Annotated in this window: 27 protein-coding genes, 3 tRNA genes and 1 pseudogene; 20 read left to right on the top strand and 11 right to left on the bottom strand. The window is 65.5% G+C overall.

The annotated features are described in order from the left end of the window. Window positions 1-123 precede the first annotated feature (123 nt). Complete coding sequence (locus AC2A1N_RS05570; RefSeq protein WP_061478069.1) at window positions 124-2,454, bottom strand: TonB-dependent receptor; 2,331 nt, start codon at window positions 2,452-2,454, stop codon at window positions 124-126. Between the two features lie 497 nt (window positions 2,455-2,951). Here AC2A1N_RS05570 and AC2A1N_RS05575 point away from each other — a divergent pair. Next, window positions 2,952-3,027, top strand: a tRNA-Ala gene (locus AC2A1N_RS05575). Between the two features lie 60 nt (window positions 3,028-3,087). Here the strand turns inward: AC2A1N_RS05575 and AC2A1N_RS05580 are convergent. After that, entirely contained in the window at window positions 3,088-3,258 is a 171-nt protein-coding gene (locus tag AC2A1N_RS05580; protein ID WP_005417792.1) for a hypothetical protein, read from the bottom strand. Window positions 3,259-3,422: 164 nt separating this feature from the next. Here AC2A1N_RS05580 and AC2A1N_RS05585 point away from each other — a divergent pair, with 164 nt between their 5' ends. Continuing rightward, complete coding sequence (locus AC2A1N_RS05585; RefSeq protein ID WP_061478070.1) at window positions 3,423-3,908, top strand: hypothetical protein; 486 nt, start codon at window positions 3,423-3,425, stop codon at window positions 3,906-3,908. Between the two features lie 6 nt (window positions 3,909-3,914). Here the strand turns inward: AC2A1N_RS05585 and AC2A1N_RS05590 are convergent, their stop codons facing one another. Continuing rightward, complete coding sequence (locus tag AC2A1N_RS05590) at window positions 3,915-4,676, bottom strand: SDR family oxidoreductase (RefSeq protein WP_061478071.1); 762 nt, start codon at window positions 4,674-4,676, stop codon at window positions 3,915-3,917. A 132-nt stretch (window positions 4,677-4,808) separates the two neighbouring features. On the opposite strand from AC2A1N_RS05590, the gene AC2A1N_RS05595 reads away from it, so the two are divergent. Further along, window positions 4,809-5,651, top strand: coding sequence for a bifunctional transcriptional activator/DNA repair enzyme AdaA (locus AC2A1N_RS05595; RefSeq protein WP_061478072.1), 843 nt, complete (start codon window positions 4,809-4,811; stop codon window positions 5,649-5,651). A 44-nt stretch (window positions 5,652-5,695) separates the two neighbouring features. On the opposite strand, the pseudogene AC2A1N_RS05600 reads toward AC2A1N_RS05595, so the two are convergent. Further along, window positions 5,696-6,717, bottom strand: a pseudogene (locus AC2A1N_RS05600) (NADP-dependent oxidoreductase). A gap of 364 nt (window positions 6,718-7,081) precedes the next feature. Between AC2A1N_RS05600 and AC2A1N_RS05605 the strand changes: the two are divergent. The 7 genes from AC2A1N_RS05605 to dxs all read left to right on the top strand — a co-directional run bounded on the left by AC2A1N_RS05605 (window position 7,082) and on the right by dxs (window position 13,564). Then, window positions 7,082-7,157, top strand: a tRNA-Phe gene (locus AC2A1N_RS05605). 71 nt (window positions 7,158-7,228) lie between these two features. Continuing rightward, window positions 7,229-7,304 (top strand) — tRNA-Phe (locus tag AC2A1N_RS05610). Window positions 7,305-7,463: 159 nt separating this feature from the next. Next, entirely contained in the window at window positions 7,464-8,015 is a 552-nt protein-coding gene (locus tag AC2A1N_RS05615) for a lipocalin family protein (RefSeq protein WP_005417806.1), read from the top strand. A 142-nt stretch (window positions 8,016-8,157) separates the two neighbouring features. Further along, window positions 8,158-8,634, top strand: coding sequence for an LEA/WHy family protein (locus tag AC2A1N_RS05620; RefSeq protein WP_072169136.1), 477 nt, complete (start codon window positions 8,158-8,160; stop codon window positions 8,632-8,634). A 64-nt stretch (window positions 8,635-8,698) separates the two neighbouring features. Further along, window positions 8,699-10,489 carry an acyl-CoA dehydrogenase C-terminal domain-containing protein gene (locus AC2A1N_RS05625; RefSeq protein ID WP_231352219.1) on the top strand — a complete coding sequence of 597 codons (1,791 nt, stop codon included), beginning with the start codon at window positions 8,699-8,701 and terminating at the stop codon, window positions 10,487-10,489. A gap of 396 nt (window positions 10,490-10,885) precedes the next feature. Further along, window positions 10,886-11,551 carry an HNH endonuclease gene (locus AC2A1N_RS05630; RefSeq protein WP_032954353.1) on the top strand — a complete coding sequence of 222 codons (666 nt, stop codon included), beginning with the start codon at window positions 10,886-10,888 and terminating at the stop codon, window positions 11,549-11,551. A gap of 105 nt (window positions 11,552-11,656) precedes the next feature. After that, complete coding sequence (gene dxs / locus AC2A1N_RS05635) at window positions 11,657-13,564, top strand: 1-deoxy-D-xylulose-5-phosphate synthase (RefSeq protein WP_061478102.1); 1,908 nt, start codon at window positions 11,657-11,659, stop codon at window positions 13,562-13,564. Window positions 13,565-13,696: 132 nt separating this feature from the next. Here the strand turns inward: dxs and AC2A1N_RS05640 are convergent, their stop codons facing one another. From AC2A1N_RS05640 to AC2A1N_RS05650, 3 genes are all read right to left on the bottom strand, one after another. Next, window positions 13,697-13,900: a hypothetical protein gene (locus AC2A1N_RS05640; protein WP_005417823.1), complete on the bottom strand. Its 204-nt coding sequence runs from the start codon at window positions 13,898-13,900 to the stop codon at window positions 13,697-13,699. A gap of 174 nt (window positions 13,901-14,074) precedes the next feature. Further along, window positions 14,075-14,632, bottom strand: coding sequence for a DUF3011 domain-containing protein (locus AC2A1N_RS05645; protein WP_061478076.1), 558 nt, complete (start codon window positions 14,630-14,632; stop codon window positions 14,075-14,077). A 128-nt stretch (window positions 14,633-14,760) separates the two neighbouring features. Then, the gene (locus tag AC2A1N_RS05650; protein ID WP_049413639.1) at window positions 14,761-15,432 is read right to left on the bottom strand and encodes a response regulator; all 672 of its coding nucleotides are present in this window, start codon (window positions 15,430-15,432) and stop codon (window positions 14,761-14,763) included. A gap of 250 nt (window positions 15,433-15,682) precedes the next feature. Between AC2A1N_RS05650 and AC2A1N_RS05655 the strand changes: the two genes are divergently transcribed. The 7 genes from AC2A1N_RS05655 (at window position 15,683) to AC2A1N_RS05685 (ending at window position 19,486) form a co-directional block, all read left to right on the top strand. Continuing rightward, the gene (locus AC2A1N_RS05655; RefSeq protein ID WP_061478077.1) at window positions 15,683-16,390 is read left to right on the top strand and encodes a hypothetical protein; all 708 of its coding nucleotides are present in this window, start codon (window positions 15,683-15,685) and stop codon (window positions 16,388-16,390) included. Continuing rightward, window positions 16,387-16,938, top strand: coding sequence for a GTP-binding protein (locus AC2A1N_RS05660; protein WP_049413642.1), 552 nt, complete (start codon window positions 16,387-16,389; stop codon window positions 16,936-16,938). The genes AC2A1N_RS05655 and AC2A1N_RS05660 overlap by 4 nt, the downstream gene beginning before the upstream one ends. After that, window positions 16,931-17,302, top strand: coding sequence for a roadblock/LC7 domain-containing protein (locus AC2A1N_RS05665; RefSeq protein ID WP_061478078.1), 372 nt, complete (start codon window positions 16,931-16,933; stop codon window positions 17,300-17,302). The genes AC2A1N_RS05660 and AC2A1N_RS05665 overlap by 8 nt, the downstream gene beginning before the upstream one ends. Window positions 17,303-17,400: 98 nt before the next feature. Next, window positions 17,401-17,727: a hypothetical protein gene (locus AC2A1N_RS05670; protein WP_197467660.1), complete on the top strand. Its 327-nt coding sequence runs from the start codon at window positions 17,401-17,403 to the stop codon at window positions 17,725-17,727. A gap of 109 nt (window positions 17,728-17,836) precedes the next feature. Continuing rightward, the gene (locus AC2A1N_RS05675; protein ID WP_061478079.1) at window positions 17,837-18,283 is read left to right on the top strand and encodes a pilin; all 447 of its coding nucleotides are present in this window, start codon (window positions 17,837-17,839) and stop codon (window positions 18,281-18,283) included. 153 nt (window positions 18,284-18,436) lie between these two features. After that, a complete protein-coding gene (locus AC2A1N_RS05680) occupies window positions 18,437-18,892 on the top strand; it encodes a pilin (protein ID WP_061478080.1) in 456 nt (151 codons plus the stop codon). 111 nt (window positions 18,893-19,003) lie between these two features. Further along, window positions 19,004-19,486 (top strand): type IV pilin protein, encoded by a 483-nt coding sequence (locus AC2A1N_RS05685; RefSeq protein WP_082783263.1) that lies wholly within the window; start codon window positions 19,004-19,006, stop codon window positions 19,484-19,486. Between the two features lie 45 nt (window positions 19,487-19,531). Here the strand turns inward: AC2A1N_RS05685 and AC2A1N_RS05690 are convergent, their stop codons facing one another. Continuing rightward, window positions 19,532-19,936 (bottom strand): hypothetical protein, encoded by a 405-nt coding sequence (locus AC2A1N_RS05690; RefSeq protein ID WP_061478082.1) that lies wholly within the window; start codon window positions 19,934-19,936, stop codon window positions 19,532-19,534. Window positions 19,937-19,952: 16 nt separating this feature from the next. Further along, entirely contained in the window at window positions 19,953-20,210 is a 258-nt protein-coding gene (locus AC2A1N_RS05695) for a hypothetical protein (protein ID WP_061478083.1), read from the bottom strand. 394 nt (window positions 20,211-20,604) lie between these two features. Here AC2A1N_RS05695 and AC2A1N_RS05700 point away from each other — a divergent pair, with 394 nt between their 5' ends. From AC2A1N_RS05700 to AC2A1N_RS05710, 3 genes are read left to right on the top strand one after another with little or no spacing between them, the layout of a single operon-like run. Next, a complete protein-coding gene (locus tag AC2A1N_RS05700) occupies window positions 20,605-20,889 on the top strand; it encodes a hypothetical protein (protein WP_061478084.1) in 285 nt (94 codons plus the stop codon). A gap of 12 nt (window positions 20,890-20,901) precedes the next feature. Continuing rightward, window positions 20,902-21,135: a DUF1653 domain-containing protein gene (locus AC2A1N_RS05705; RefSeq protein WP_061478085.1), complete on the top strand. Its 234-nt coding sequence runs from the start codon at window positions 20,902-20,904 to the stop codon at window positions 21,133-21,135. Window positions 21,136-21,168: 33 nt separating this feature from the next. Next, window positions 21,169-21,501 (top strand): SMR family transporter, encoded by a 333-nt coding sequence (locus AC2A1N_RS05710; protein WP_484371745.1) that lies wholly within the window; start codon window positions 21,169-21,171, stop codon window positions 21,499-21,501. 22 nt (window positions 21,502-21,523) lie between these two features. Here AC2A1N_RS05710 and AC2A1N_RS05715 read toward each other — a convergent pair whose 3' ends face one another. Both AC2A1N_RS05715 and AC2A1N_RS05720 read right to left on the bottom strand, forming a co-directional pair. After that, complete coding sequence (locus AC2A1N_RS05715) at window positions 21,524-21,697, bottom strand: DUF1328 domain-containing protein (protein WP_005417836.1); 174 nt, start codon at window positions 21,695-21,697, stop codon at window positions 21,524-21,526. A gap of 94 nt (window positions 21,698-21,791) precedes the next feature. Further along, the gene (locus tag AC2A1N_RS05720; protein WP_242892513.1) at window positions 21,792-22,433 is read right to left on the bottom strand and encodes a LysE family translocator; all 642 of its coding nucleotides are present in this window, start codon (window positions 22,431-22,433) and stop codon (window positions 21,792-21,794) included. Window positions 22,434-22,439 lie beyond the last annotated feature (6 nt).

Below are 22,439 nucleotides of genomic sequence, written 5' to 3' on the forward strand. Positions count from 1 at the left end.
CACGGCGCCGGATTGCGATCCGGCTACCGTGGAAGGCCATGAAAAAGGGCGACCCGGATCACCGGGCCGCCCTTTGCATTCCAGCAGTGCGATGGCGGGAAGACCCGCCACCGTCGCAACGCCTTACCAGTTCATGTTCAGCGAGACACCGACGGTGCGCGGTTCGTTGTAGACCGCAGCCATATAGTTCTCGATCACACCCTTGAGGTTCTTCTCGTTGGTGATGTTGCGCGCGAACAGCGCCACTTCGTAGGCACCGTAGTTGCCCGAGTAGCCGATCTTCAGGCCGCCTTCGAAATCACCCTTGGAGTTGAACTCCTTGCTGTCGTACAGCACGAAGCTGGTGTAGCCCTGCTTGTTCCAGTCGGTGGAGACGAACATGGTGCCGGCGTCGCTGACCGGGAAGTCGTAGCGGGCGGCCAGGTTGACGTTGTACTTCGGCGCGTTCGGCAGCGGGTTGCCGTCGATCTGCGCGAAGGTGTTGGCACCGACCTTGATGGTCGGGTCATTCACCGTGCACACCACCTGGCCGTTGAGGCCGCAGACCTGCGCGTAGACGCGCTTGTCCTTGATCTCGCTGTGCAGCAGGCTCAGGCCGGCGCTCAGGGTCAGGTTCGGGATCGGGCGCAGCTCCATGTCCGCTTCGAAACCATAGGCCTTGGCCTTGTCGGCGTTGAACAGCACGCCGTTGCCGTCCGAATCGTTGCCGTTGAGCTGGATGTCGTTGACGGTGTAGGTGAACGCGGTGGCGTTCAGGCGCAGGCGGTTGTCCCACAGGCTGCTCTTCACGCCCGCTTCCCAGGACAGGATGGTCTCGGAATCGGCGGTGGTGAAGTCGGCATTGAACACGGCCGAGCGGCCCTGGATGGTCGGGCCGCGGAAGCCGCGGGCGACCTTGGCATAGACGCTCACGTCCGGCGTGATCTGATACATCGCGCTCAGATCCCAGCTCGGGGTGGTGTCGGACATCTTGACGTCGGTGCGGCCCTTGTAGGTGACCACGCCAGCGGCAGTGTCAGCCGTCTTCAGCAGGCGGGTGTGCTTCTCGTCCCGGGTCTGGCGCAGGCCGGCCGTGACGGTGAACTTGTCGGTGAAGGCATAGCTCAGCTGGCCGAAGCCGGCCCACGAGGTGTTCTTGTTGCGCAGGCGCACCCAGTTGTTCGGGTTGCGGGCCGCGCCCTGCAGGAACCAGGCGCGCTGGTAGAAGTCGGTGGTGTCGCTGCCGTTGAAGTAGAAGGCACCGGCCTGCCACTGCAGCGCGCTGTCGTCATGGCTGGCCAGGCGGAATTCCTGGGTCCACTGGTCCAGGTCACGGATGCGGCCCATCGACTGGCCGTAGCCGTTCGGCACGCCGTTCACCGGGAAGTTCACCGCGGCGCCACCGTCGGTGTCGCCACGGCTGTAACCGGAGGTGGTCTCGTAGGCGGTGATCGAGGTGAAGTCGATCGCGCCGAAGTCGTAACGCGCCTTCACCGAGCCGCCGTAGGTCTTGTAGGCCTGCGGGTTGTTGTCGGCTTCGTCGTAGGCGACCTGGTCGCGCGGCACGTCGGTCTTGTTCGAACCCTTGGTCAGCGCACCGCGCAGGAACAGGGTCGAGGTGCCTTCGTAGTCACGGGCGTGGGCCGAGGCCAGGATCGAGAACTGGTCGCTCGGGGTCAGCAGCAGCTGCGCGCGTACGTTGCGGTCATCGAAGCCGCCCATCGCGTTCTTCTTCGGGCTGACCGTGCCGTCGGCACTCGGGCCCTTGTAGGTGTTGTCGACGTAGTCATCGCGGTGCTGGTACAGCGCCGACACGCGGAACGAAGCGATGTCGTTGATCGGGCCGCCGAAGCCGCCGTCGATCGACACGCTGTTGTAGGTCGCGTAGCTGGCGCTGACCCGGCCGGTGTAGTCCTGGGTCGGCTTCAGGGTGTCGAACTTGACGATGCCGGCGGTGGTGTTGCGGCCGAACAGCGAGCCCTGCGGGCCACGCAGCACTTCCACCTGGTCCACGTCATAGACCGGGTTGGACTTCAGCACCACGTGCTCCAGCACCACATCGTCCTGGATGATCGACACCGGCTGCGAGGCACCCAGGTAGAAGTCGATATTGCCCAGGCCACGGATATAGAAGCGCGGGAAGATGCGGCCGGTGGTGGTTTCCGCATACAGGCTCGGCACGCGGCCGGACAGTGCCAGCAGGGTGTCGTCGCCGCCGGCGGTGAAGTCGCGCATGCGCTCGCCCTGCACCACGCCCACCGAAACCGGCACTTCCTGCAGGTTCTGCTCACGGTGTTCGGCGGTCACGGTGATCGTGTCCAGGCCGGTCGGGGTCGGCGCGCTGTCCTGCGCGGCGGCACCGAAGCTGCCGACCAGGGCCAGGCCGGCACAGGCCAGGGCCAGCGGATGGCGGCGGAAGGAAGCGAAGGAAGACGACAGACCCGACAGGCGGCGGGAATCGGAATGGGAGGGCATGGAATGCTCTGAGGAGGCGTCCGTGCGGCCTGCGCGAGCCGGGCGGCAAAAAGGGGGAAAACTGCGCAAGCGGCCATTATCCCCCAAATTGTTACGATTTCGTTGCGCGGCACCCGAACCCGGCGAAACAAGCGGTTTCGGCACAGTCCGCCGGCACCACCTTGGGGTCAGCTCCGTTCTCCCAAGGAAAACGGATCTGCCCCCGAAGCTCCTGGCAGCCGGGTCAGCGCGACATCGACCCTCGCAAGTCGCCCGCATGCGCGCTGCGAAACCAACTCTCGCCTTTACTTCTACGGCGCCACGGCTTCGCGGAACGACTGCTCATTGCTGCCGCCCCCGGCATTGCCTTGCGCAACGCCTGGTCTCTGTCGAATTCGCCCTGCTGCGCCAAGCACTGGCCCGAATCCGGCCGGCACGGCGGTGGATCCAGGCCTTGCGTCGTCCCTGCCCGGTGCTTGGCAAGCCCGGCAGGCAGCGCTACACTGCAGCCTTGCCGTGGGGCCATAGCTCAGCTGGGAGAGCGCGTCGTTCGCAATGACGAGGTCAGGAGTTCGATCCTCCTTGGCTCCACCACTATTCAGAAGAACCCGTAGATCCTGGCGATCTACGGGTTTTTTCTTGTCTGGAATCCGCCTAGCCGGGTTCCTGGCCGCCATCCTTGCGGCGCGGGCTGCGCGAATGCGCATCACGCACCTGTTGGTCGCACTGGCCCGGCCGCTGCTTCGCCACGTTGTCCTGCTTCCGGTCCTGGCGGCTTTCCTGGATGCCCTGCTTCGGGTCCTGATCCTTGTCTGGCTCGTTCATCTGATTACTCCCTCATCGGCATCAGGCCGACGTTCTGCCCCACGCTAGAGGCCGGCGGGTAATCCACAGGTCAGTCCCGCGCCAACAGCGTGTGCACGAACCCACTTGCTGCGACGGTGAACACACGCCCAGAATCCGATGCAGCACGAATTCCGCGGACACCCATGCCCCCGCCCGCCCAGCACGCGACGCCCACCGTGCCGATGAACTTCAATCCAACCGACGGCAGCATCCAGCTCGGCACGCTGCCGAACCTGATCCGTCCCAGCCTCTCACTGCAGGAGGCGCGCATCGCCTTCGCCACGCTGACGCATGGCGAGCGCGATGTCGGCACCGGCTACGTCTGGCTGAGCCTGCAGCGGCTCAGCCTGGGCGGTGCGCCCGCTGGCATCAGCCTGGGCTTCCACGGGCAACAGCTCGACAGGGTGACGATGGGTGTCGATCTGCCTGATGCGACACTGGAAGACGGCTGGCCGACCCAGGCCGCGATCGATGCCGAAGTGGCTTTCATGCGGCGCACGCTGGGTGCAGCGCTGGGTCGCACGTTGAGCGGCGGCCACGTCCGCTTCAGCTGGGGCGAGGCCTGGGCCCGGTTCGACCCGAAGGGATTCATGGCCAGCAGCGGCATCCGCTACTCGCCTCGCACGTGACGGCGCTCAGGTTCGGGTGATCGACACGCCGCCTTCAACGCGCATTGCGGTACCGGTAACGAAGCTGCTTTCATCGCTGGCCAGGAACAACGCCGCATTGGCGATCTCTTCCGGCTCGGCCATGCGCTTGAGTGCATGCAGCGAGCGCACGAAGTCGCGGGCATCGCCGGTCGGTGCGGCCTGCCGGCCCATTTCGGTATCGGTGCCCCCGGGCAGCAGCACGTTGCTGCGCACGCCGCGCGCGCCGTACTCGGCCGCAATCACCTGGCTCAGGCCGATCAGCCCCGCCTTGCTCGACGCATAGGCCGCCATGCCCGGGAAGCCGACGGTGTGGCCGACGAAGGTGCCGACAAACACCAGCGAGCCACCGCCGCGTGCCAGCAACGCCGGCAACTGGGCGCGTGCGGCGTGGAAGGCGGCATCGAGATTGGTGGCCATCACCTCGCGCCACGCATCCACCGGGAACTCTGCTGCCGGTGCACCGGGCCCGAGCATGCCGGCATTGTTGAGCGCGATGTCCAACCCACCGAATGACTGCTGGGCCAGTTCCACCAGCGCCGGTGCCGTGGCCGGATCAGCCACGTCCGCGGCATGCACCACCACCTCGCCACCGGCGGCGCGGATCTGCTCGGCCAGCACCTGCAGCGGCTGTGGGCGTCGTGCATTGAGCACCAGCTTTGCCCCTTCGGCAGCAAAGCGCAGCGCGCTGGCGCGGCCGATGCCAGCACTGGCACCGGTGATGAGGGCGATCTTGTTGTTCAGGCGCATGAGGGTGGTACCGGTTGTGGAGTGGCCACCACGATGCCGCGCCTCTCGCCTGCCGACACTCCGTTTCCGGGCCTCCCGACCCGGTGCAGGAAACGGAGTTTCCGTAGAACCGGCACGTGCCAGAATCCATCCATGGACAGCACCGCCACCACCGCTCCCGATGCCCGCGTCGAACGGGTCTGCCGCCATCTGCAGGCCAGCCTCGACGAGCCCTCGCTGCAGGCGTTGGCCGCCATCGCCGGCTGCAGCCCGACCCGGCTGCATCGCCTGTTCAAGCAGGCGACCGGGTTGACCCCGAAGCAGTACGCTGCAGCGCTGCGCGCCGATCGCCTGCGCAGCGAACTTCAGCAGAAGGAACGCATCACCGACGCCTTCCACGATGCCGGCTTCGGCTCCAGCGGACGCTTCTACGAGAACGCGCCGAAGCTGCTGGGCATGACGCCGAAGCAATGGCGTGCCGGTGGTCGCGGCGAAGTCATCCACTTCGCGCTTGCCGAAAGTTCGTTGGGCAGCGTGCTGGTGGCCAGCAGTGCCACCGGCGTGGTCGCGATCCTGCTCGGCGACGATCCGGAAGCGCTGCTGCAGTCACTGCAGCAGCGCTTCCGCCAGGCCGAACTGGTCGGGGCCGACAGCGGCTATGAGCAACTGGTGGCACAGGTGGTGGGCCTGGTCGAGGATCCCTCGCGGGGCGCCACGCTGCCGCTGGACATCCGCGGCACGGCTTTCCAGCAACGTGTATGGCAGGCGCTGCAGCAGATTCCGCGCGGACAGACGGCCTCATATGCCGAAATCGCCGCGCGTATCGGCGCGCCGCGATCAAGCCGCGCGGTGGCACGCGCCTGCGCAAGCAATCCGCTGGCCGTGGCGGTGCCCTGCCACCGGGTGGTGCGCCGCGACGGCGACCTGTCCGGCTATGCCTGGGGCGTGGCACGCAAGCGCGAACTGCTGCGCCGGGAAAAGGTCGCCAACGGCTGACGCGACCCGCAAGCCGCCGACCTTGTCCGGCACCGGCCAAGCCCTCAGTCCAGCTTCACCACCAGCTTGCCGAAGTTGTGCCCCAGCAGCAGCCCGAAGAACGCCTCCGGTGCATTTTCCAGCCCTTCCACCACATCCTCGCGGTACTGGATGCGGCCCTCACGCAGCCACTGCGCCATCTCGCGCTCGAAGTCCGGCCACAGGTGCTTGAAGTCATGCACGATGAAACCGCGCACGGTCAGGCGCTGGCGCAGGATCTGGCTGAACAGCGCCGGCAGGCGGTCCGGGCCAGGCTGCGTGACACCACGATCGTTGTAGGTGGCGATGGTGCCGCACACCGGAATGCGGGCGAAGTCGTTGAGCAACGGCAGCACCGCGTCCAGTACATGACCCCCGACGTTCTCGAAGTACACGTCGATACCCGCAGGTACCGCCGCGCGCAGCTGCTCGGCAAAATCAGCCGCGCGATGATCCAGCGCCACGTCCACGCCCAGCGTCTGCAGATAGGCACGCTTGGCCTCGCCACCGGCGATAGCCACTACGCGCGCGCCCTGCAGCTTGGCCAACTGCGCCACGGTCGCGCCGACCGGCCCTGTTGCGGCGGCCACCACCAGCGTCTCTCCCGGCTGCAGGCGGGCGATTTCATGAAGGCTGGAGTAGGCGGTGAAGCCCGGCATGCCATACACCCCCAGCGCCGTACTCAACGGCAGCCCGGCCGGGTCCAGGCGGCGGCCCAGCGCCTTGGCCGGCAGCACGGCGTGGGTCTGCCACCCGCCCGGCGCCAGCACCCGTTCGCCCACTGCGACCCCCTCGGCCCTGGATTGCACCACCTCGGCCACGGTCTGGCCTTCACAGCCCCCACTGCCACCGGCGCGGCATACGACGGTCCCTCATCCATGCGTCCACGCATGTACGGGTCCAGTGAGAGGTAGCGATTGCGCAGCAGCACCTCGCCGTCGCCCAAGGGCGGCAGCGCGGCCTGCTCCAGACGGAAATTGGCTGCGGTGGGCGCCCCCTGCGGACGCGACGCCAGCACGATGCGGGTGGTGGTCGATGAGTCGGACATGACGACGGTCTCTGCTGTTGCCAGCATCAGGAAAGGAACGCCGACACTACGCCGCAGCGTTCCCCCATGGCGGTCACGAAAACAGCGTTCCATGTCCGGTATCGGTGCCGTCCACGCGCAGGCCGCGCCACGCCGCGTTTGTCGATCACCGTGGCCCGCTGAATTCCGCCGCACGCGATGATCACCGCGCCGCCGCGCCCGGTTGAATCGGCATCCAGCGCGCCCCCGCTCCGCGACGGCGGATCAAGTACTTGCGCCTGCGCAGACGGCAATGTGAAGGTTTTTTGCCAAAATGCTTGCCGTAGGCGGCTGACCTCCGTAATATGCGCGTCCTTGGCAGCGACCTCGCTGCAATGAACTACGTGGCCGAGTAGCTCAGTTGGTAGAGCAGGGGATTGAAAATCCCCGTGTCGGCGGTTCGATTCCGTCCTCGGCCACCACGTTCGACAGCCTGCAGAAATGCAGGTCTTTTTTTCGGGAATCACGGTTGATCGTGATTGCCACACAGTTTGGCCGAGTAGCTCAGTTGGTAGAGCAGGGGATTGAAAATCCCCGTGTCGGCGGTTCGATTCCGTCTTCGGCCACCATCTTTCGAGACCTGCAGAGATGCAGGTCTTTTTTTGTTCGTGCTTCGCGCACTGCACGAGTGGCGGATGCGGCGCCTGCGCACACGCCCGGTTGACGAAACATTTACACCGGCATGCGCGGCGGCACCTACGCTCCAGACTCCTGCCTGGAGCCTGACGATGCCTCTGCGCCCCGCCCTGTTCGCCTGCCTGCTGCTGGCCGCTTTCCCGGTGATCGCCACTGAACCTGTGCGCGCGGTCGAGCGCCTGGACATTGATCGCTACGCCGGCCAGTGGCACGAGATTGCGCATCTTCCGGTCTCGTTCCAGAAGCAGTGCGTGGGCGAGATCACCGCCAACTACGGACTGCGCAGCGATGGCCGCATCAGTGTCACCAACGCCTGCCGCAACGGCGACGGTGAGCGCGTGGTCGCCGAAGGCGTGGCTCGCGCGGTGGCCGGCCATCCCGGCCAGTTGCAGGTGCGCTTCGCGCCGGACTGGCTGAGCTGGGTCCCGCTGGTCTGGGCCGACTACTGGGTGCTGGCGCTGGATCCGGACTATCAGTGGGCGCTGGTCGGTGAACCGGACCGGAAGTACCTGTGGATCCTCTCGCGCCTGCCGGAAATGGATCGCGCACGCTTCGAAGCGCTGAAAGAAAAGGCCGAGGCCATGGGCTACGACCTGCGCCCGCTGCGCCTGATGGCCCCGCTTCGCGATACGCCCGCCGATTGAACCGCGTCGCAACCGCGGCGCCGCGCACGCCCGGCCACCATCTTCACGCGCTACCCTCTGCGACGGGTCGCCACAGGCGATCCAAACGACCATACGCCGTAGTATGCTTATCCAAACGCACCCCTCCAGAGGACTTGCGCCCATGCTCCACCGTTTCCGTATCGCCTTGATTGTCCTGTGCACCCTCGCCCTTGTTGCCTGCAACAACGGCATCGTCAAGCGTGTTTCGGAACCGGCGGCCAGCCTGCAGCAGCTGACCGTGCGTGCCGACGGCAACTGGACCGTGGCCCTGCGCCTGCAGAACTTCAGCTCGATGCCGATGACCTTCGATGACGTTTCGCTGGCGCTGACCGTCGGCGACAACGAAGCCGGCACCCTGCAGGCCAAGCCCGGCATCTCCATCGGCGGCACCTCCGCCGACGTCATCAATGTCGACCTCGTGCCCAGCTCGGCCGCGCGCCTGGTGGTGGCCGATGCGCTGGCCAGCAACCGCACCCTGGCCTATGGCCTGAAGGGAACGGTGGCGGCCACGCCGCAGGAGAAGAAGCAGCGCAGCTTCGACATCAGCAGCCGCAGCACCCTCAACCAGGCCCCCGGCCTGCCCGGCGTGCTGCGCTGAACCCGCCTTTCGTGGCGGCGCCCGGCGCCGCTCTCCCCTGCCCTGATCAAATCGAGACGTACCGATGAGCAGCTACACCGCCCCGCTTTCCGACCTCCGTTTCGCCCTGCACGACGTGCTCAAGGTCGAACCCCTGTTCGCCCGCCTGGGCTTCACCGACGCCACCGCCGACGTGGTCGATGCCGTGCTGGAGGAAGCCGGCCGCTTCAGCGCCACCGTGCTGGCCCCGCTCAACAGCGTCGGCGACGAGATCGGCTGCGTGCTCGACCAGGCCACCGGTGAAGTGACCACCCCGCCCGGCTTCAAGCAGGCCTACGACCAGTTCGTCGATGGCGGCTGGACCGGCCTGACCGCCTCGCCGGAGCTGGGCGGCCAGGGCCTGCCGCACACCCTGGGCGTGCCGCTGAACGAAATGATCAACGCCGCCAACCTGGCGTGGGGCAACTTCCCGCTGCTCTCGCACGGCGCGATCGAAGCGTTGAAGCAGCACGGCGAGGCCTGGCAGCACGAGGCTTTCCTCAAGCCGCTGATCGAGGGCCGCTGGACCGGCACCATGTGCCTGACCGAACCGCACTGCGGTACCGACCTCGGCCTGCTCAAGACCAAGGCCGAGCCGAACGCCGATGGGAGCTATTCGATCACCGGCACCAAGATCTTCATCACCGCCGGCGAGCATGACCTGACCGGGAACATCGTGCACCTGGTGCTGGCCAAGCTGCCCGACGCTCCCCCGGGTGCCAAGGGCATCTCGCTGTTCGTCACCCCGAAGTTCAAGGTCGACCGCGACGGCAACGTCGGCGAGCGCAACGCACTGCGCTGCGGCTCGATCGAGCACAAGATGGGCATCAAGGGGTCGGTCACCTGCGTGATGAACTTCGATGGCGCGCAGGGCTACCTGGTCGGCCAGCCGCACAAGGGCCTGCAGGCGATGTTCACCATGATGAACACCGCGCGCCTGGGGGTCGGCCTGCAGGGCATCGGCCTGTCCGAGCGCGCCTACCAGAACGCGCTGAAGTACAGCCGTGAGCGCCTGCAGTCGCGCGCCCTGAGTGGTGCCAGGTTCCCTGACAAGCCGGCCGACCCGATCCTGGTCCACCCGGATGTGCGCCGCATGCTGCTGACGGTGAAGTCGCTGGTCGAAGGCAGCCGCCTGCTGGCGCTGCACGCCGCAACCCTGATCGACGTCGCCCACCATGCCGAAGATGCGGCCGAGCGCGAGCGCGCCGACACCCTGGTGAGCTTCCTGACCCCGATCTCCAAGGCCTGCCAGACCGAATGGGGCATCGAGAACACCTACAACGCCCTGCAGTGCTTCGGTGGCCACGGCTACATCCGCGAACACGGCATGGAACAGCTGGCCCGCGATGCCCGAATCACCACGCTGTATGAAGGCACCACCGGCATCCAGGCGCTGGACCTGATCGGCCGCAAGACCGCGTCCAGCCAGGGCGCCGGCCTGAAGCTGATGCTGGCCGAGATCGAAGCCTTCGCCAAGGAACACGAGGGCAACGAAGCGCTGGCCGAGTTCATTGGCCCGCTGCGCGCCAAGGCCGCCGAATGGGGCAAGCTGACGATGGACGTGCTCCAGCGCGCGGCCGCCAGTCCGGACGAACTGGGCGCGGCCAGCTACGACTACCTGTTCTATTCGGGTTACGTGGTGCTGGCCTACTGGTGGGCCCGCAGCGTGGCCGCCGCCGATGCCAGCGCGCACGGCGCCGCCTTCGCCCAGGGCAAGCGCGAGACTGCGCGGTTCTACTTCGCCCGCGTGCTGCCGCGCACCCTCAGCCACGCCGCCGCGATCCAGTCCGGCGCCGCCCCGCTGATGGCGATGGACGACGAGCGATTCGGCGTCTGAGCCGGGCTGCCGCCCGGCACCCGCGGTAGTGCCGGCCGCTGGCCGGCAACCGCAACAACAACAGCTGTATCCCGGTGGATGGCGGGGCGGTGTGGCCTGGCAGGACACGCCGTAAACCCATCCTTGGGGGCTCGATGGCGCCATCCATGGCGCCAACGGTCCTGCCACCCCACACCGCCCCGCCTCTGACAGTCCCCCGCGATCTGCCGTAGATCCACGCCACGCGTGGATGAGAACCACCGGAATCCATCTGGAGAAAAGCCCCCTTTGTTAAGGGGGGGCGCACCGACAGGTGCGGGGGATAGGAGGAATGCGCGGACCTGAATGTTGACGATTTGCGTATCGCCGACGGGCGATACACAAATCGTCAACATTCAGGTATAAGCTGTTCTCCCGATGGAGACAGACACTACACGCTTGGGTCTGATCGAAGCCGGAGCTCCGTTTTCTGCTCCGGGCGCCGAAGCATCGCCCAACGCCACGACGCTGCATCGCCCCGGTTCGGTCCGGCTGCTCTCGCTTGATGCCCACGGACGCGTACTGGACTGGATCACCTGGCAGGATGCGGCCTGCCTCTACGCCCGCGAGGCAGTGGCCTGGACGCTTGGCGATCCCTGCCTGCACATCCACGGTGGCACCAACCGCTTCAGCGGCCTGCAGAGCGGCATGGACCTGCACCCGATCATCGCTGCCCGCGGCCACGCCCGCTCCCGCGCGATCGACCCGACGCCGAACCTGACCAACCAGGCCCTGTTCGCCCGCGACGCCCATCTGTGCATGTACTGCGGCCAGCAGTTCACCCGCCCCACGCTCACCCGCGACCATGTCATGCCGCTGTCCAAAGGTGGCCTGGACTGCTGGGAAAACGTGGTCACCGCCTGCTTCCACTGCAACTCGCGCAAGAGCGACCGCACCCCGCAGCAGGCCGGCATGCCCCTGCTGGCGGTGCCCTACCGGCCCAGCTGGATCGAGCACCTGATCCTGTCCAACCGCAACATCCTGGCCGACCAGATGGCCTTCCTGAAGGCGCAGTTGCCCAAGCGCTCGAAACTGAGCACCTGAACGCCCGAACATGCAACCCTCACCGTCCTGTCACGGACGGCGGCGTTTGCTTGCCCCACCCCCGTTTGAGGGCGAAAATGGGCGTTCAGAAAAAGTGCGAACATGATGATCGACTCTGCCCGCTATCCCCGCCTCGCGCGCATCCAGACACCGGATGACCTGCGCACGTTCGACGAATCCGAATTGAGGGCGGTCGCCGACGAACTGCGCGCCTACCTCATCGAATCGGTGGGCAAGAGCGGAGGCCACTTCGCCGCCGGCCTGGGCGTCATCGAGCTCACCGTGGCGCTGCACTACCTGTACCAGACCCCGGTCGACCAGCTGGTGTGGGACGTCGGCCATCAGACCTACCCGCACAAGATCCTGACCGGCCGCCGCGACGAGATCCATACCGTCAAGCAGAAGGACGGTGTCGCGCCGTTCCCGAAGCGCGAGGAAAGCGAGTACGACACCTTCGGCGTCGGCCACTCCTCCACCTCGATCTCGGCCGCGCTCGGCATGGCCATCGCCCGCCAGTCCGAAGGCGACGACCGCAAGGTCGTGGCAGTGATCGGTGACGGCGCGATGACTGCCGGCATGGCGTTCGAGGCGCTGATGCACGCCGGTGGCATGGAGCCGGAGCCGAACCTGCTGGTGATCCTCAACGACAACAACATGTCGATCTCCGAGGCAGTGGGCGGCCTGACCAAGATGCTGGGCCGAGCGACCGGCAGCCGTACGCTCAACGCGCTGCGCGAAGGTGGCAAGAAGATCCTCGGTGACAAGAAGAACAACCCGGCGCGTTTCGTGAAGCGCTGGGAAGAACACTGGAAGGGCATGTTCGTGCCCTCCACGATGTTCGAAGAGATGGGCTTCCACTACACCGGCCCGATCGACGGCCACGACATGCCGGCGCTGTTGTCCACCCTGAAGACGCTGCGCGCCTCCAAGGGCCCGAAGCTGCTGCATGTGATGACCACCAAGGGCAAGGGCTACGAGCCGGCGGAAGGCGATCAGATCGGTTACCACGCCGTGGGCCCGTTCGATCCGGACAAGGGCCTGGTGGCCAAGGCCGGGGCCAAGAAGCCGACCTATACCGATGTATTCAGCGACTGGCTGTGCGATGCCGCCGCCGCCGAGCCGCGCCTCTACGGCATCACCCCGGCGATGCGCGAAGGCTCCGGCCTGGTGCGCTTCAGCAAGGAGTACCCCCAGCGCTATTTCGACGTGGCGATCGCCGAGCAGCACGCGGTCACCCTCGCCGCCGGCATGGCCACCCAGGGTGGCAAGCCGGTGGTGGCGATCTACTCCACATTCCTGCAGCGTGCGTACGACCAGCTGGTGCACGACGTGGCGATCCAGGATCTGGACGTGCTGTTTGCGATCGACCGCGCTGGGGTGGTCGGTCCGGACGGCGCGACCCACGCCGGCAACCTCGACCTCAGCTTCCTGCGCTGCGTGCCGAACATGGTGGTGATGGCACCCTCCAATGAAGCCGAGTGCCGGCAGATGCTCAGCACCGGCCTGCAGCACCCGGGTCCGGCTGCCGTGCGCTACCCGCGCGGTACGGGTACCGGCGTTGCGGCCGGCACCGACCTGTCGACCCTGCCGATCGGCAAGGGCGAGCTGCGCCTGCAGGGCAACCGCATCGCCCTGCTTGCCTTCGGCAGCACCGTGCCCGCCGCCGAGCAGGTCGGCCGCGAACTGGGCCTGAGCGTGGTCAACATGCGCTTCATCAAGCCACTGGATCGCGAGCTGGTGCTGGCCATGGCCGCCCAACACGAGGGCCTGGTCACGATCGAAGACAACGTCGTGGCCGGCGGTGCCGGTTCCGGTGTCGGTGAACTGCTCAATGCCGAAGGCGTGCTGCGTCCGATCCTGCACCTGGGCCTGCCCGACAGCTACCAGCACCACGCCAGCCGCGAGGACCTGCTGGCCGAAGCCGGTATCGATGCGGCCGGCATCCGCGCCGCCGTGCTCAAGCGTTGGCCACAGCTGGCCGCAGGCAGCCCGCCGCTGAGTGCCGCGGGCTGAGGCCGATCAGGAATCCACGCATCACGGGAAGGTGCAGCCGAAGGCTCGCACCTTCCACGGTGGAAGCAGGTGGTTCCACGCCATGCGTGGATGGCCGAACCCCGCAGGCCTGCCCCGGCAGGCGCCCCACGCTCAACCGTAACTGACCGCTTCCACGAACGCCCCGCTGGCCTCCACGCGCACGGCGGCGCGCTGCCCGGTGTCGACGAAGTGCAGGCGGGCCAGGGTCTCGGCAAAGTCATAGGCTCGTGCGCCATCACGGAACTCGATCGGCTCCGGCCTATCCGGGTGCAGCACGCGCCACTGGCGCTGTTCGCATTGCAGGCGGATCAACATGCAGCTCACTCCTTGAGGCAGCGTATCGACGGCGGCGCGATGCTGATGCCGGCTACGGCAATCGACATCACCGGGTATCAGGGCACGCAGGGCGCCCTGGTCACAGACGATACGTCGTTCAAAATGTGAGCTGTATCAGATTATTCTGATTTTCACGGGTTGAACCCGTAAAGCTCAGTTCACCTGGAACTGCGCCCTGCAGCCATCGCTCACCCAGATGCCGCGGCGATCCCAGCCCCAGCTCTGACCTTCGATGCAGGCACTGCGCGAGTCCTGGCGGATCAGGCGCACGCCCCGGCGGATGCGGGCATCGCAGTACTCCTGCCGGTGGCCATTGGAATGGCAGGTGACCACATCGCCACCACCCCATCCATTGCCGTTGCCCCAGCCGCCGCCATTGCCGCCCCAGCCGCCGCCGCGGCGGTATTCACCGACGAATTCGGCACGGCACCCCTGTGTGACCCAGACGCCGTTGCGCGACTGGCCCCAGGTCTCACCTTCCACACAGGGCGAACCGGACAATTGGCGGATCAACCGCGCGCGGCCATCCAGGCGGCACTCATTGCTGCGGTTCTTGACCGACTCGCAGCGCACGATGCCACTGCCATCGCGGCCGCCGTAGCGGTCGTCGTCGTAGCCGTAGCCATAGCTCTGCGCCTGGGCGCCGCCGGCGGCCGCCAGCATCGGCAACAGGATGCAGGCCAGGGTGCGCCAGGTGAGTGCCTTGCCCATCGAGATCTCCAGATGAATACGATGGCGCAAGCATCCGGGATTCACGGCGCGGCGCACAGAGGGAGGCGCGATGGCAGTTGTTCCCCCATTCAAACAACTCAACCGGACCTGACTGGACCGCCGTGAACTCATGGGCCCCCGTTTGCTGCCCCACTGGCCATGCCACCGGCATTGCCCAGGCGTTCCTCGAACGCATAGGCGAACAGCTCGGCATCATTGCTGATGCCCAGTTTCCTCATCGCCGAAATGCGTTGCCGGCTGATGGTACTGACGGTGCGCCGCAGCTTCCCGGCGATCTCTGTGATCGAAGGTCCCGACACATACAGCCGCAGAACCTCCAGCTCCTTGGGCGACAACACCGAAAGCGATCGCTCACGCCCACCCTCCTGCAGGCAGTGCGCCAACTGGGGGTCCAGGTAGATCCCCCCGCTCAACACGGTATCGACCGCCTTGCGGGTGCCATCCACGCAACTGCACTTCCACACCAGTCCGCGCACACCGGTACGCATTGCCATGTTCAAGGTGGTGGCGTTGGTGACCATCGTGACCAGGATCACCGGCACCTTGGGGTAATTGCGACTCAGCGCCTGCAGCATCGCCTGACCGTCCGAGCGGCCGACATCCGGCATCGAAAAATCAGTCACCACCAGATCCACCGGCTCTTCGGCCAGGATGGCCAGCAGGCTTTCTGCACATCGCGCCTCCGCCACCACGCGATGCTGCCCACCGGCCTCGATCACGATGCGCGTGCCTAGCAAGACCAGTGGATGATCATCCGCAATGGCAATTCGAGTGAGCATGCTGATTACCCGTCAATAGTCACGCCGCAGTGCGCAGTGGAGACGCTAGTAATCATTCCAGGTTACGTCAACTTAATAATCGCTCACTGCAATTGATGTCATTGCAGCAGTAACTTCCGGCCAATTCCATTAATTGCAGAGAGCATCAAAAATACGAATTACACAGCAGTTTTCCCAATAGTTTCATTCCAGAAAGCCAGCGGGGCCGCTTACAAAGTCACCTCCGATCACTCGCCGCACTGGACACCCCATGGTCCGATTCCGTCGTCAATCGTTTGAGGATCTGCAAGAGCCCTTTGAAGCAGAGCCACTGGCGCCGGCCGCATTGCCAACTGCCGCATTGCCGTTCGTACAGCAGTTGCGACTGCATCTGGCGAGCGACAGCACGCCGTCGCGGCGGCCGGCCCATGCCGCGATCATTCACGACGGGGCCACCGTGTGCTGGCTGGACGCCAGGAACGACCGGATGATGACCACCGCACCCGCGCCGATCACGCTGACACTGCTGCAGAGACTACTGGGCGACGCAGACTCTCGACTGAGCCTAGTACCGGTGACACAGGAGGTCTTCGTGCAGCGTGCGACGGTGTGCAGCAATGTTCCGCTGCGCCTGACGCTGTGGAACGTTGCCCTGGTCACGGACGGGCCCGGCGTGCCGATCCCGCCCCTGCAAGACTGCACGAAGTTGCGCCTGCGGCGTTGGCCAGACTTCCGCATCCTGGCCCATCGTCCCGATCACTTCCGACTGTGCGCGCTGCTGATCAAGCAGGGCGCGTCCGTGCGCGCATGCTGCGACATCCTGGATCTGCCACGCCAAACCGTGCAGTCGTTCTTCAACGCAGCGTTCCTCACCGCCTATGCCTTTCCCGTTGTGGGCGAGGACGCACCTGTGCGCCCCTCGCCCGCCGACAGCCTCGTCAATCTGTGGCGACAACTTCGCATCCGCTGGAGTGCATGACCGTGCGTGAGCACAAGATCGTAGTGATGGGCCCACTCGGCGCGGGCAAGTCCACCCTCGTGCAGACCCTGACCCAGGGCACGGCGGTGGTGACGGAAGCCCGCAATACCGACCCTTCCGTGGGCAAGCAATACACCACCGTGGCCATGGACTATGGCGACATCGACCTGCCAGGCGGCGACCGCCTGCGCCTGTACGGATCGCCGGGGCAGGAACGTTTCTCCTACATCTGGCCGATCCTGCTGGCCGGTGCAGAAGGTGCCATCGTTCTGATCGATGGCAGCGCCAGCGTGGGCGCCACGCTGGCCGGGCGGCATCTGCGAGCTATCGCCGAAAGCGCACCGGGGCTGCCCGTCGTCATCGGCTTCACCCGATGCGGTAGCACCGATGATCCGGTACAGCCGCACTGGCAGGACTGGTTGCAGGACCATGCGCCACACCTGCCGGCATTGCCGCTGGACCCACGCGACATGGCGCAGGCCATCATGGCGATGGACCTGCTGATGAGTCAGATCGAATGCAATGCCACGGCGGCCGCCCATGAATGACATCGACCGCACATTGGCACTCGACGCGCTCGTACACGATGTCACCGGCATCCAGGCGCTCGTCGTTGCCAGCACTGATGGTTTCGCACTGGCCCAGGCCGGCCCGAAGGGCCATGTCGCCGATCGCCTGGCCGCGATGACCAGCTCGATGCTCGGCCTGGCCAGTGCGCTGGGTCGCGAACTGCACTTTGGTGAACTCGACACACTCATCCTCGATGCCGCCAACGGCAAGGTTTTGATGCTTGCCATTCCCGGAACACAGCCCCGCCTATTGATGACCGCATGCGACCACAGCTGTGTCATCGGCAACGTGCTGTGGCATGCCAAGCAGTGCGTACGGGCCCTGACCGACAACCCGAACTGATGCATGCCCTCTCACTGATCAGACGGCTCTTCAACTCCTCACACCCGCAACGGACCACTGAAATGAACATCGCCATCAACAAATGACTGGACACGCTCATGCAGATCAACGGCGCACAAGCCGTTGCCCTGGTCGACTACGAAAGCGGCATGCTGCTGGGTGAGGCCGGCTCAGGCGTGGACATGGAGCTGGCGGCCGCAGGAAACACCGAGGTGCTGCGCGCCAAGATGAAAGCGGCTGAAGCGCTGAAGCTCAACGACAGCATCGAGGACGTGCTGATCACTCTGGGTCGCGCGTACCACGTGCTGCGCCCGGTGTCGGCCAAGAAGGGCCTGTTCTTCTATGTGGTACTGGATCGGCAGAAGGCCAATCTAGCTCTCGCCCGGCGCATGGTGCTGGACGTGGAAAGCTCGCTGGCGCTGTAGCGCACGACAACGATAGCCAGGGGATGCGAATGCCGGGGCTGCTCTGGGGAGAGCGGCCCCGGCCTGTGGTTGCACCGCGCGCCCTTCTCGACAACGGGAGCCGCCCTCCATGCGCCCTCGATCAACCACACAGGCGGCACCTCGCCGACGCCACTACCGGCCCTGGGCGTCGGTCTGCATCGTCGCCGGACTGACAGCCGTCTACGCGCTACTGTTGTGTGCGCCCTCGGCAGATGACGCTACCGGCCGCACCCGGCCGCGCGACGCGGCCAGCGTGCTGGGCGGCGCCATCGCCGCCGTGGAAAGCAGTTACGCCGAAGGTGATCTCACCGTGACCGACCAGCACCTGGGACTGCCTGCCAGCGCCGCGCATTGCGTGCACCTGCGCGCCTCGCTCCCCGACACCGGCCGCGCGGTGCTGACCTGCGATCTGCGCCAGGACGGCCGCCTGCAATGGTGGCGAACCCCTGCCGGAGAATGGCGATGCAATGCGGGCAAGGCCGATGTGCAGGCAGTGCCTGGGCCATGCCCAACGCAATTGCGGCGCACTTTCTGATTATTCGCAAAACAGTCGCGCGGCCATTCAACACGCTCGACTTTACCAGTTCTTGAATATACCCACTGCCGTGCACGTGATTTCCTATGACTGCGCCACGAATGCTTGTTTCCGGGCCAGACCAATGAAACCACCACGCCACAGAGGATTATCATGAACACCGCAATCGGCCGTACACGCCACGCAGGCAAAAGCGCATCCCGGCAGAAGGGCTTTTCCCTTATTGAACTCATGGTGGTGGTGGCGATCATCGGGATTCTGGGGATGATTGCCCTGCCGCAGTATCAGCGGTTCGCGGCCAAGGCAAAGTTGGCGGGCGCCCTCGCAGAAGTTGCCGGTGGAAAAGTTGGCGTTGAATCACTCCTCGCCGAGGGCAGCGAGGTCACCACGCCGGCATCGATTGGCCTGCCCGAGTCGAGCTCCCGCTGTACCTGGATTACGGTGACAAGCGATGTCACGAATGGAGCTACGAGCATCAACTGCGAGCTCAAGAGCGACGCTGCAATCGGCAGTGGCAGCCTGACCCTGGATCGCGACTCGCAGGGAGCTTGGCTCTGCAAGGGCGACATTCCGGACCGGAGCCTCCTTCCCCAGGTCTGCCTGAACTGATCGCACGCGCATGCCCCTACATAGATCGCCGGGCCTGTATACAGTTGCGCGCGTCTCTCCCATTGCGTGCGCCAGCCATGATTCAAAGTTGATTTCCTCATGGAGGAACCTATGAGAAAGAAAATCTCAAGGGCCGGTCACGCGTTGAGGCATACACGCCGGCAACGAGGATTCTCTCTGGTCGAACTCATGGTGGTCGTCGCCATCATTGCAGTTCTTTCCCTGATCGCAGTTCCGCAATACAAGAAGTTCTCTACCAAAGCCAAGCTGGCGGCGGCGTTGGCCGAACTGGCTGGCGGGAAGGCTGGAGTGGAGGCGTGGCTGGCCGAACGGGGGGATTTCTATGGCTCGGACAACCGCAAGCTGGGAGTACCGGAGAGCAGTGAGCGCTGTGAAACCATCACGGCAAAGTATCGTGCAGATGGCGGCTTCGAGATCGATTGCCTGCTGCGATTCGATGCTGGCTACAACGTGGGGACATGGCGGCGCAATCTGGTGCTGATCATGGACACGCGCAGCCGTGAATGGCGCTGCTGGACTGCCATCCCCTATTACGACCTCCTGCCCAAAGGCTGTGGCCCCGACAATCCATAGCCTGCTATGCAGATACTTCAAGCTGTTCACGCTTTGCCACTCCAGTCAGGCAGTGGCGCCTGCGAAAGCCGGCCGTCCCCCCTCCCCTCCCTCGTCATCGCCGATGCAAACCCCTGGATCCGACGCGAACTGATACGCAGACTCCAGCCCCATCTGGACGGCAGAACCCTCGGCGAAGCGCGTTCGCCCGCAGAGGTTCTGACCCAGATCGCCAGCCCGCGCTGCAACGCACTGATCATCGATCCCTGCATGCCGACTGTGGGCCAGGCTGACGGCATGCCACTGCTGCGCCGCATCTGCTGCCTGCGCAGGGATCTGCTCATCCTCGTGCTGGCCCAACAGCCCTTGCGCGTACTGCAGGATCGCGCCCTGCCGGCACAGATCGGTCATGTCTATGCCAAAACGGTGAATCCATCGTGGCTGCGCCATGTCGTAAGCCAGGCACTGCACGGGGGATCCTCCGGCGTTACGCCACCGGCGCAGGACGCAGGCCGGTAACCGGCCCCGAGGCGGTTGCCATCGCCTCGAAATGCACGGCATCCACGCTGCTACCCAGCGCCTCCACGCGCACCGTGCTGCCCTGGCCGGTCCGGCGATGGTGGGCGCTGGCCAGGCCAACCGCGGCATCGAACGCTGCGGCCCCGGAGTTGAATGCTTCGGCGACGCCTGCGGCCGGATCCAACAGGGACCACTGCGCGGCACTGCACTTGACGGTAATGACCATGGGACGCTCCTTCTGGGAAAGGCGCAGGGGGCACTAGACCCTCTGCTGATGCCGTCACCCTAGCCATGCCATCAGGGTGGTCCCATCAGAAAAGTACGAAAAGTCCGCGCCAGTGCGTCAGAACCCCACCCTCATCACATCCCTGAGTCCGTTTAGCCCGTTCATTCCGTGATCCTTGTCACGGAGTCAGGCTGGCTTCACACTACCGTCATCAACAGGGGCCCCTTCCACATGCGCACCTTCTTCTCGCACCAGCGTTCGACGTTGCTGAAGTTCTATTTCGTGGCCAGCTATCTGATCCTGATCGAAGAGTTGATCCGCGCCGCCGTGCATTGAGCGCTTGCTGGCGAGCTATTTGCGACAGAAAATGTCGCTTTACGCACGGAGCTCGCGCATGAAGGTGCTTCTTCTGATCCCGGCCCTGCTGGCTCTGGCCGGCTGTGCCAGCCAGGACACGGCGACCGCGCGCGCTGATGCGGCTGAGGCGTCGCCAGCGACACCGGTGGTGGGGGGCGACCGTGATGCGCACGGCTGTATCGGCTCTGCCGGCTATCAGTGGTGCGAACACAGCCAGCGCTGCGAGCGCCCCTGGGAACTGGCGCAGGCGCAGGGCCTGGCCAACACGGCCGAGGCCATCGACGCGTACTGCGCCAAGCCCGCCAGCCCGACGCGCAAGTGAGCACGCCCTGCCATGGCTGAGCTGACTCCCCTGCCCGATCTCGCCCGTGGCCGGTATCGCCACTTCAAGGGCGGCGAATACGAGGTGCTCGACATCGTCCGCAGCAGCGAGACGTTGGAACCGATGGTGCTTTATCGCGCACTCTATGGCGAAGGCGGCCTGTGGGTACGCCCCTACCCGATGTTCATCGAGCAGGTTCCGGGCGAACACGGCCCGCAGGCGCGCTTCGCTCGCATCGACGATTGATCCGGTGCGACCCGCAGTGACCCGGAGCCCGCGATGAACCCCTATATCTACCTGGCCACCGCCATCGTGCTGGAAGTGATCGCCACGTCACTGCTGAAAGCCTCGGACGGCATGAGCCGGCTGTGGCCGACAGTGGGCGCACTGGTTGGCTATGGGCTGTGCTTCTACCTGCTATCGGTCACCATGAAGTCGGTGCCGACCGGCATCGCCTATGCAATCTGGTCCGGCGTCGGCATCGTGCTGATCTCGCTGATCGGCCTGGTGGTCTTCAAGCAGCGGCTGGATGCACCGGCATTGATCGGGATCGGCCTGATCTGCGCCGGCGTACTGGTGATCAATCTGTTCTCGCGCAGCAGCGCGCACTGAAGACGCTGCTGCGCGACTGGCGCTAGCTGACCTTCTTCGCCACGCTCATGCCGATCAGGAACAGGACCACGGCGATGATGATGCCTGCCCAGAACAGGAACTTGGCGATGCCCACGGCGGCGCCAGCGATGCCGCCGAAGCCCAGCACGCCAGCGATGATGCCGATGATGGCGAAGATGATGGCCCACTTGATCATGTCGATCCTTTCCCTGCAGGGAATGCAAACGGTGCGATCAGGCTAGGCCGCCACCGATGCGGCGCTCGTGAACGGGCCGCGTGTGCGGCGTGAATCAACGCGGCCGGAAGCGCAGCAGCGCCACTGCGAAGGCCAGGAACACGCTTCCCACCAGCCGCTCGAACCAGCGCCGTGCGAATGGCTTGGCAAGCCAACGGCGCAGGCCGTGGCCACCGGCCGCATACATCACGTACCAGAACAGTTCGCAGGCCGCGAAGGTCGCCACCAGCACGCTGTACTGCACGGCCTGGCTGCGCGACGGATCGACGAACTGTGGCAGGAACGCTGCGGCGAACAGCAGTAGTTTGGGATTGCTCAGGCCAACCCACAGGCCGCCGCGGAACACCGTTCCTGCGCCATGTACCGGCGCCAGTGTGACCTCGGCAGCATCGACCACTGCGGGTGCGGGCCGGCAACTGTCACGCCAGGCCTTGATGCCGAGCCAGGCCAGGTAGGCCACACCGAGATAGCGCAGCACCTCGAACAGCATGGGCGAGGAATGCAGCAGCGCACTCAGGCCCGCTGCGGAAGCCGCCAGCACCAGGAGCATCGCCAGCAGGCAGCCGGCCATGGCCGGCACACTGCCACGGAACCCCAGCCCGACGCTGCGCCCAAGGATGTGCAGCATGTTCGGCCCGGGCGTCCCGCACAGCACGAAGACCGTGGCCAGGAACCACCACCAGGTATGCAGGGCCATATCGGG

This window comes from Stenotrophomonas maltophilia group sp. SKK55 (assembly GCF_057179845.1).

Coding starts and splice junctions, on each gene's coding strand:
- AC2A1N_RS05665 (WP_061478078.1), top strand. CDS start 16,931: ATGAATGACATCGACCGCACATTGGCACTCGACGCGCTCGTACACGAT.
- AC2A1N_RS05710 (WP_484371745.1), top strand. CDS start 21,169: ATGAACCCCTATATCTACCTGGCCACCGCCATCGTGCTGGAAGTGATC.
- AC2A1N_RS05625 (WP_231352219.1), top strand. CDS start 8,699: ATGAGCAGCTACACCGCCCCGCTTTCCGACCTCCGTTTCGCCCTGCAC.
- AC2A1N_RS05645 (WP_061478076.1), bottom strand. CDS start 14,632: ATGGGCAAGGCACTCACCTGGCGCACCCTGGCCTGCATCCTGTTGCCG.
- AC2A1N_RS05655 (WP_061478077.1), top strand. CDS start 15,683: ATGGTCCGATTCCGTCGTCAATCGTTTGAGGATCTGCAAGAGCCCTTT.
- AC2A1N_RS05585 (WP_061478070.1), top strand. CDS start 3,423: ATGCCCCCGCCCGCCCAGCACGCGACGCCCACCGTGCCGATGAACTTC.
- AC2A1N_RS05670 (WP_197467660.1), top strand. CDS start 17,401: ATGCAGATCAACGGCGCACAAGCCGTTGCCCTGGTCGACTACGAAAGC.
- dxs (WP_061478102.1), top strand. CDS start 11,657: ATGATCGACTCTGCCCGCTATCCCCGCCTCGCGCGCATCCAGACACCG.
- AC2A1N_RS05615 (WP_005417806.1), top strand. CDS start 7,464: ATGCCTCTGCGCCCCGCCCTGTTCGCCTGCCTGCTGCTGGCCGCTTTC.
- AC2A1N_RS05685 (WP_082783263.1), top strand. CDS start 19,004: ATGAGAAAGAAAATCTCAAGGGCCGGTCACGCGTTGAGGCATACACGC.
- AC2A1N_RS05705 (WP_061478085.1), top strand. CDS start 20,902: ATGGCTGAGCTGACTCCCCTGCCCGATCTCGCCCGTGGCCGGTATCGC.
- AC2A1N_RS05620 (WP_072169136.1), top strand. CDS start 8,158: ATGCTCCACCGTTTCCGTATCGCCTTGATTGTCCTGTGCACCCTCGCC.
- AC2A1N_RS05570 (WP_061478069.1), bottom strand. CDS start 2,454: ATGCCCTCCCATTCCGATTCCCGCCGCCTGTCGGGTCTGTCGTCTTCC.
- AC2A1N_RS05675 (WP_061478079.1), top strand. CDS start 17,837: ATGCGCCCTCGATCAACCACACAGGCGGCACCTCGCCGACGCCACTAC.
- AC2A1N_RS05720 (WP_242892513.1), bottom strand. CDS start 22,433: ATGGCCCTGCATACCTGGTGGTGGTTCCTGGCCACGGTCTTCGTGCTG.
- AC2A1N_RS05680 (WP_061478080.1), top strand. CDS start 18,437: ATGAACACCGCAATCGGCCGTACACGCCACGCAGGCAAAAGCGCATCC.
- AC2A1N_RS05715 (WP_005417836.1), bottom strand. CDS start 21,697: ATGATCAAGTGGGCCATCATCTTCGCCATCATCGGCATCATCGCTGGC.
- AC2A1N_RS05695 (WP_061478083.1), bottom strand. CDS start 20,210: ATGGTCATTACCGTCAAGTGCAGTGCCGCGCAGTGGTCCCTGTTGGAT.
- AC2A1N_RS05700 (WP_061478084.1), top strand. CDS start 20,605: ATGAAGGTGCTTCTTCTGATCCCGGCCCTGCTGGCTCTGGCCGGCTGT.
- AC2A1N_RS05650 (WP_049413639.1), bottom strand. CDS start 15,432: ATGCTCACTCGAATTGCCATTGCGGATGATCATCCACTGGTCTTGCTA.
- AC2A1N_RS05580 (WP_005417792.1), bottom strand. CDS start 3,258: ATGAACGAGCCAGACAAGGATCAGGACCCGAAGCAGGGCATCCAGGAA.
- AC2A1N_RS05660 (WP_049413642.1), top strand. CDS start 16,387: ATGACCGTGCGTGAGCACAAGATCGTAGTGATGGGCCCACTCGGCGCG.
- AC2A1N_RS05590 (WP_061478071.1), bottom strand. CDS start 4,676: ATGCGCCTGAACAACAAGATCGCCCTCATCACCGGTGCCAGTGCTGGC.
- AC2A1N_RS05630 (WP_032954353.1), top strand. CDS start 10,886: ATGGAGACAGACACTACACGCTTGGGTCTGATCGAAGCCGGAGCTCCG.
- AC2A1N_RS05595 (WP_061478072.1), top strand. CDS start 4,809: ATGGACAGCACCGCCACCACCGCTCCCGATGCCCGCGTCGAACGGGTC.
- AC2A1N_RS05640 (WP_005417823.1), bottom strand. CDS start 13,900: ATGTTGATCCGCCTGCAATGCGAACAGCGCCAGTGGCGCGTGCTGCAC.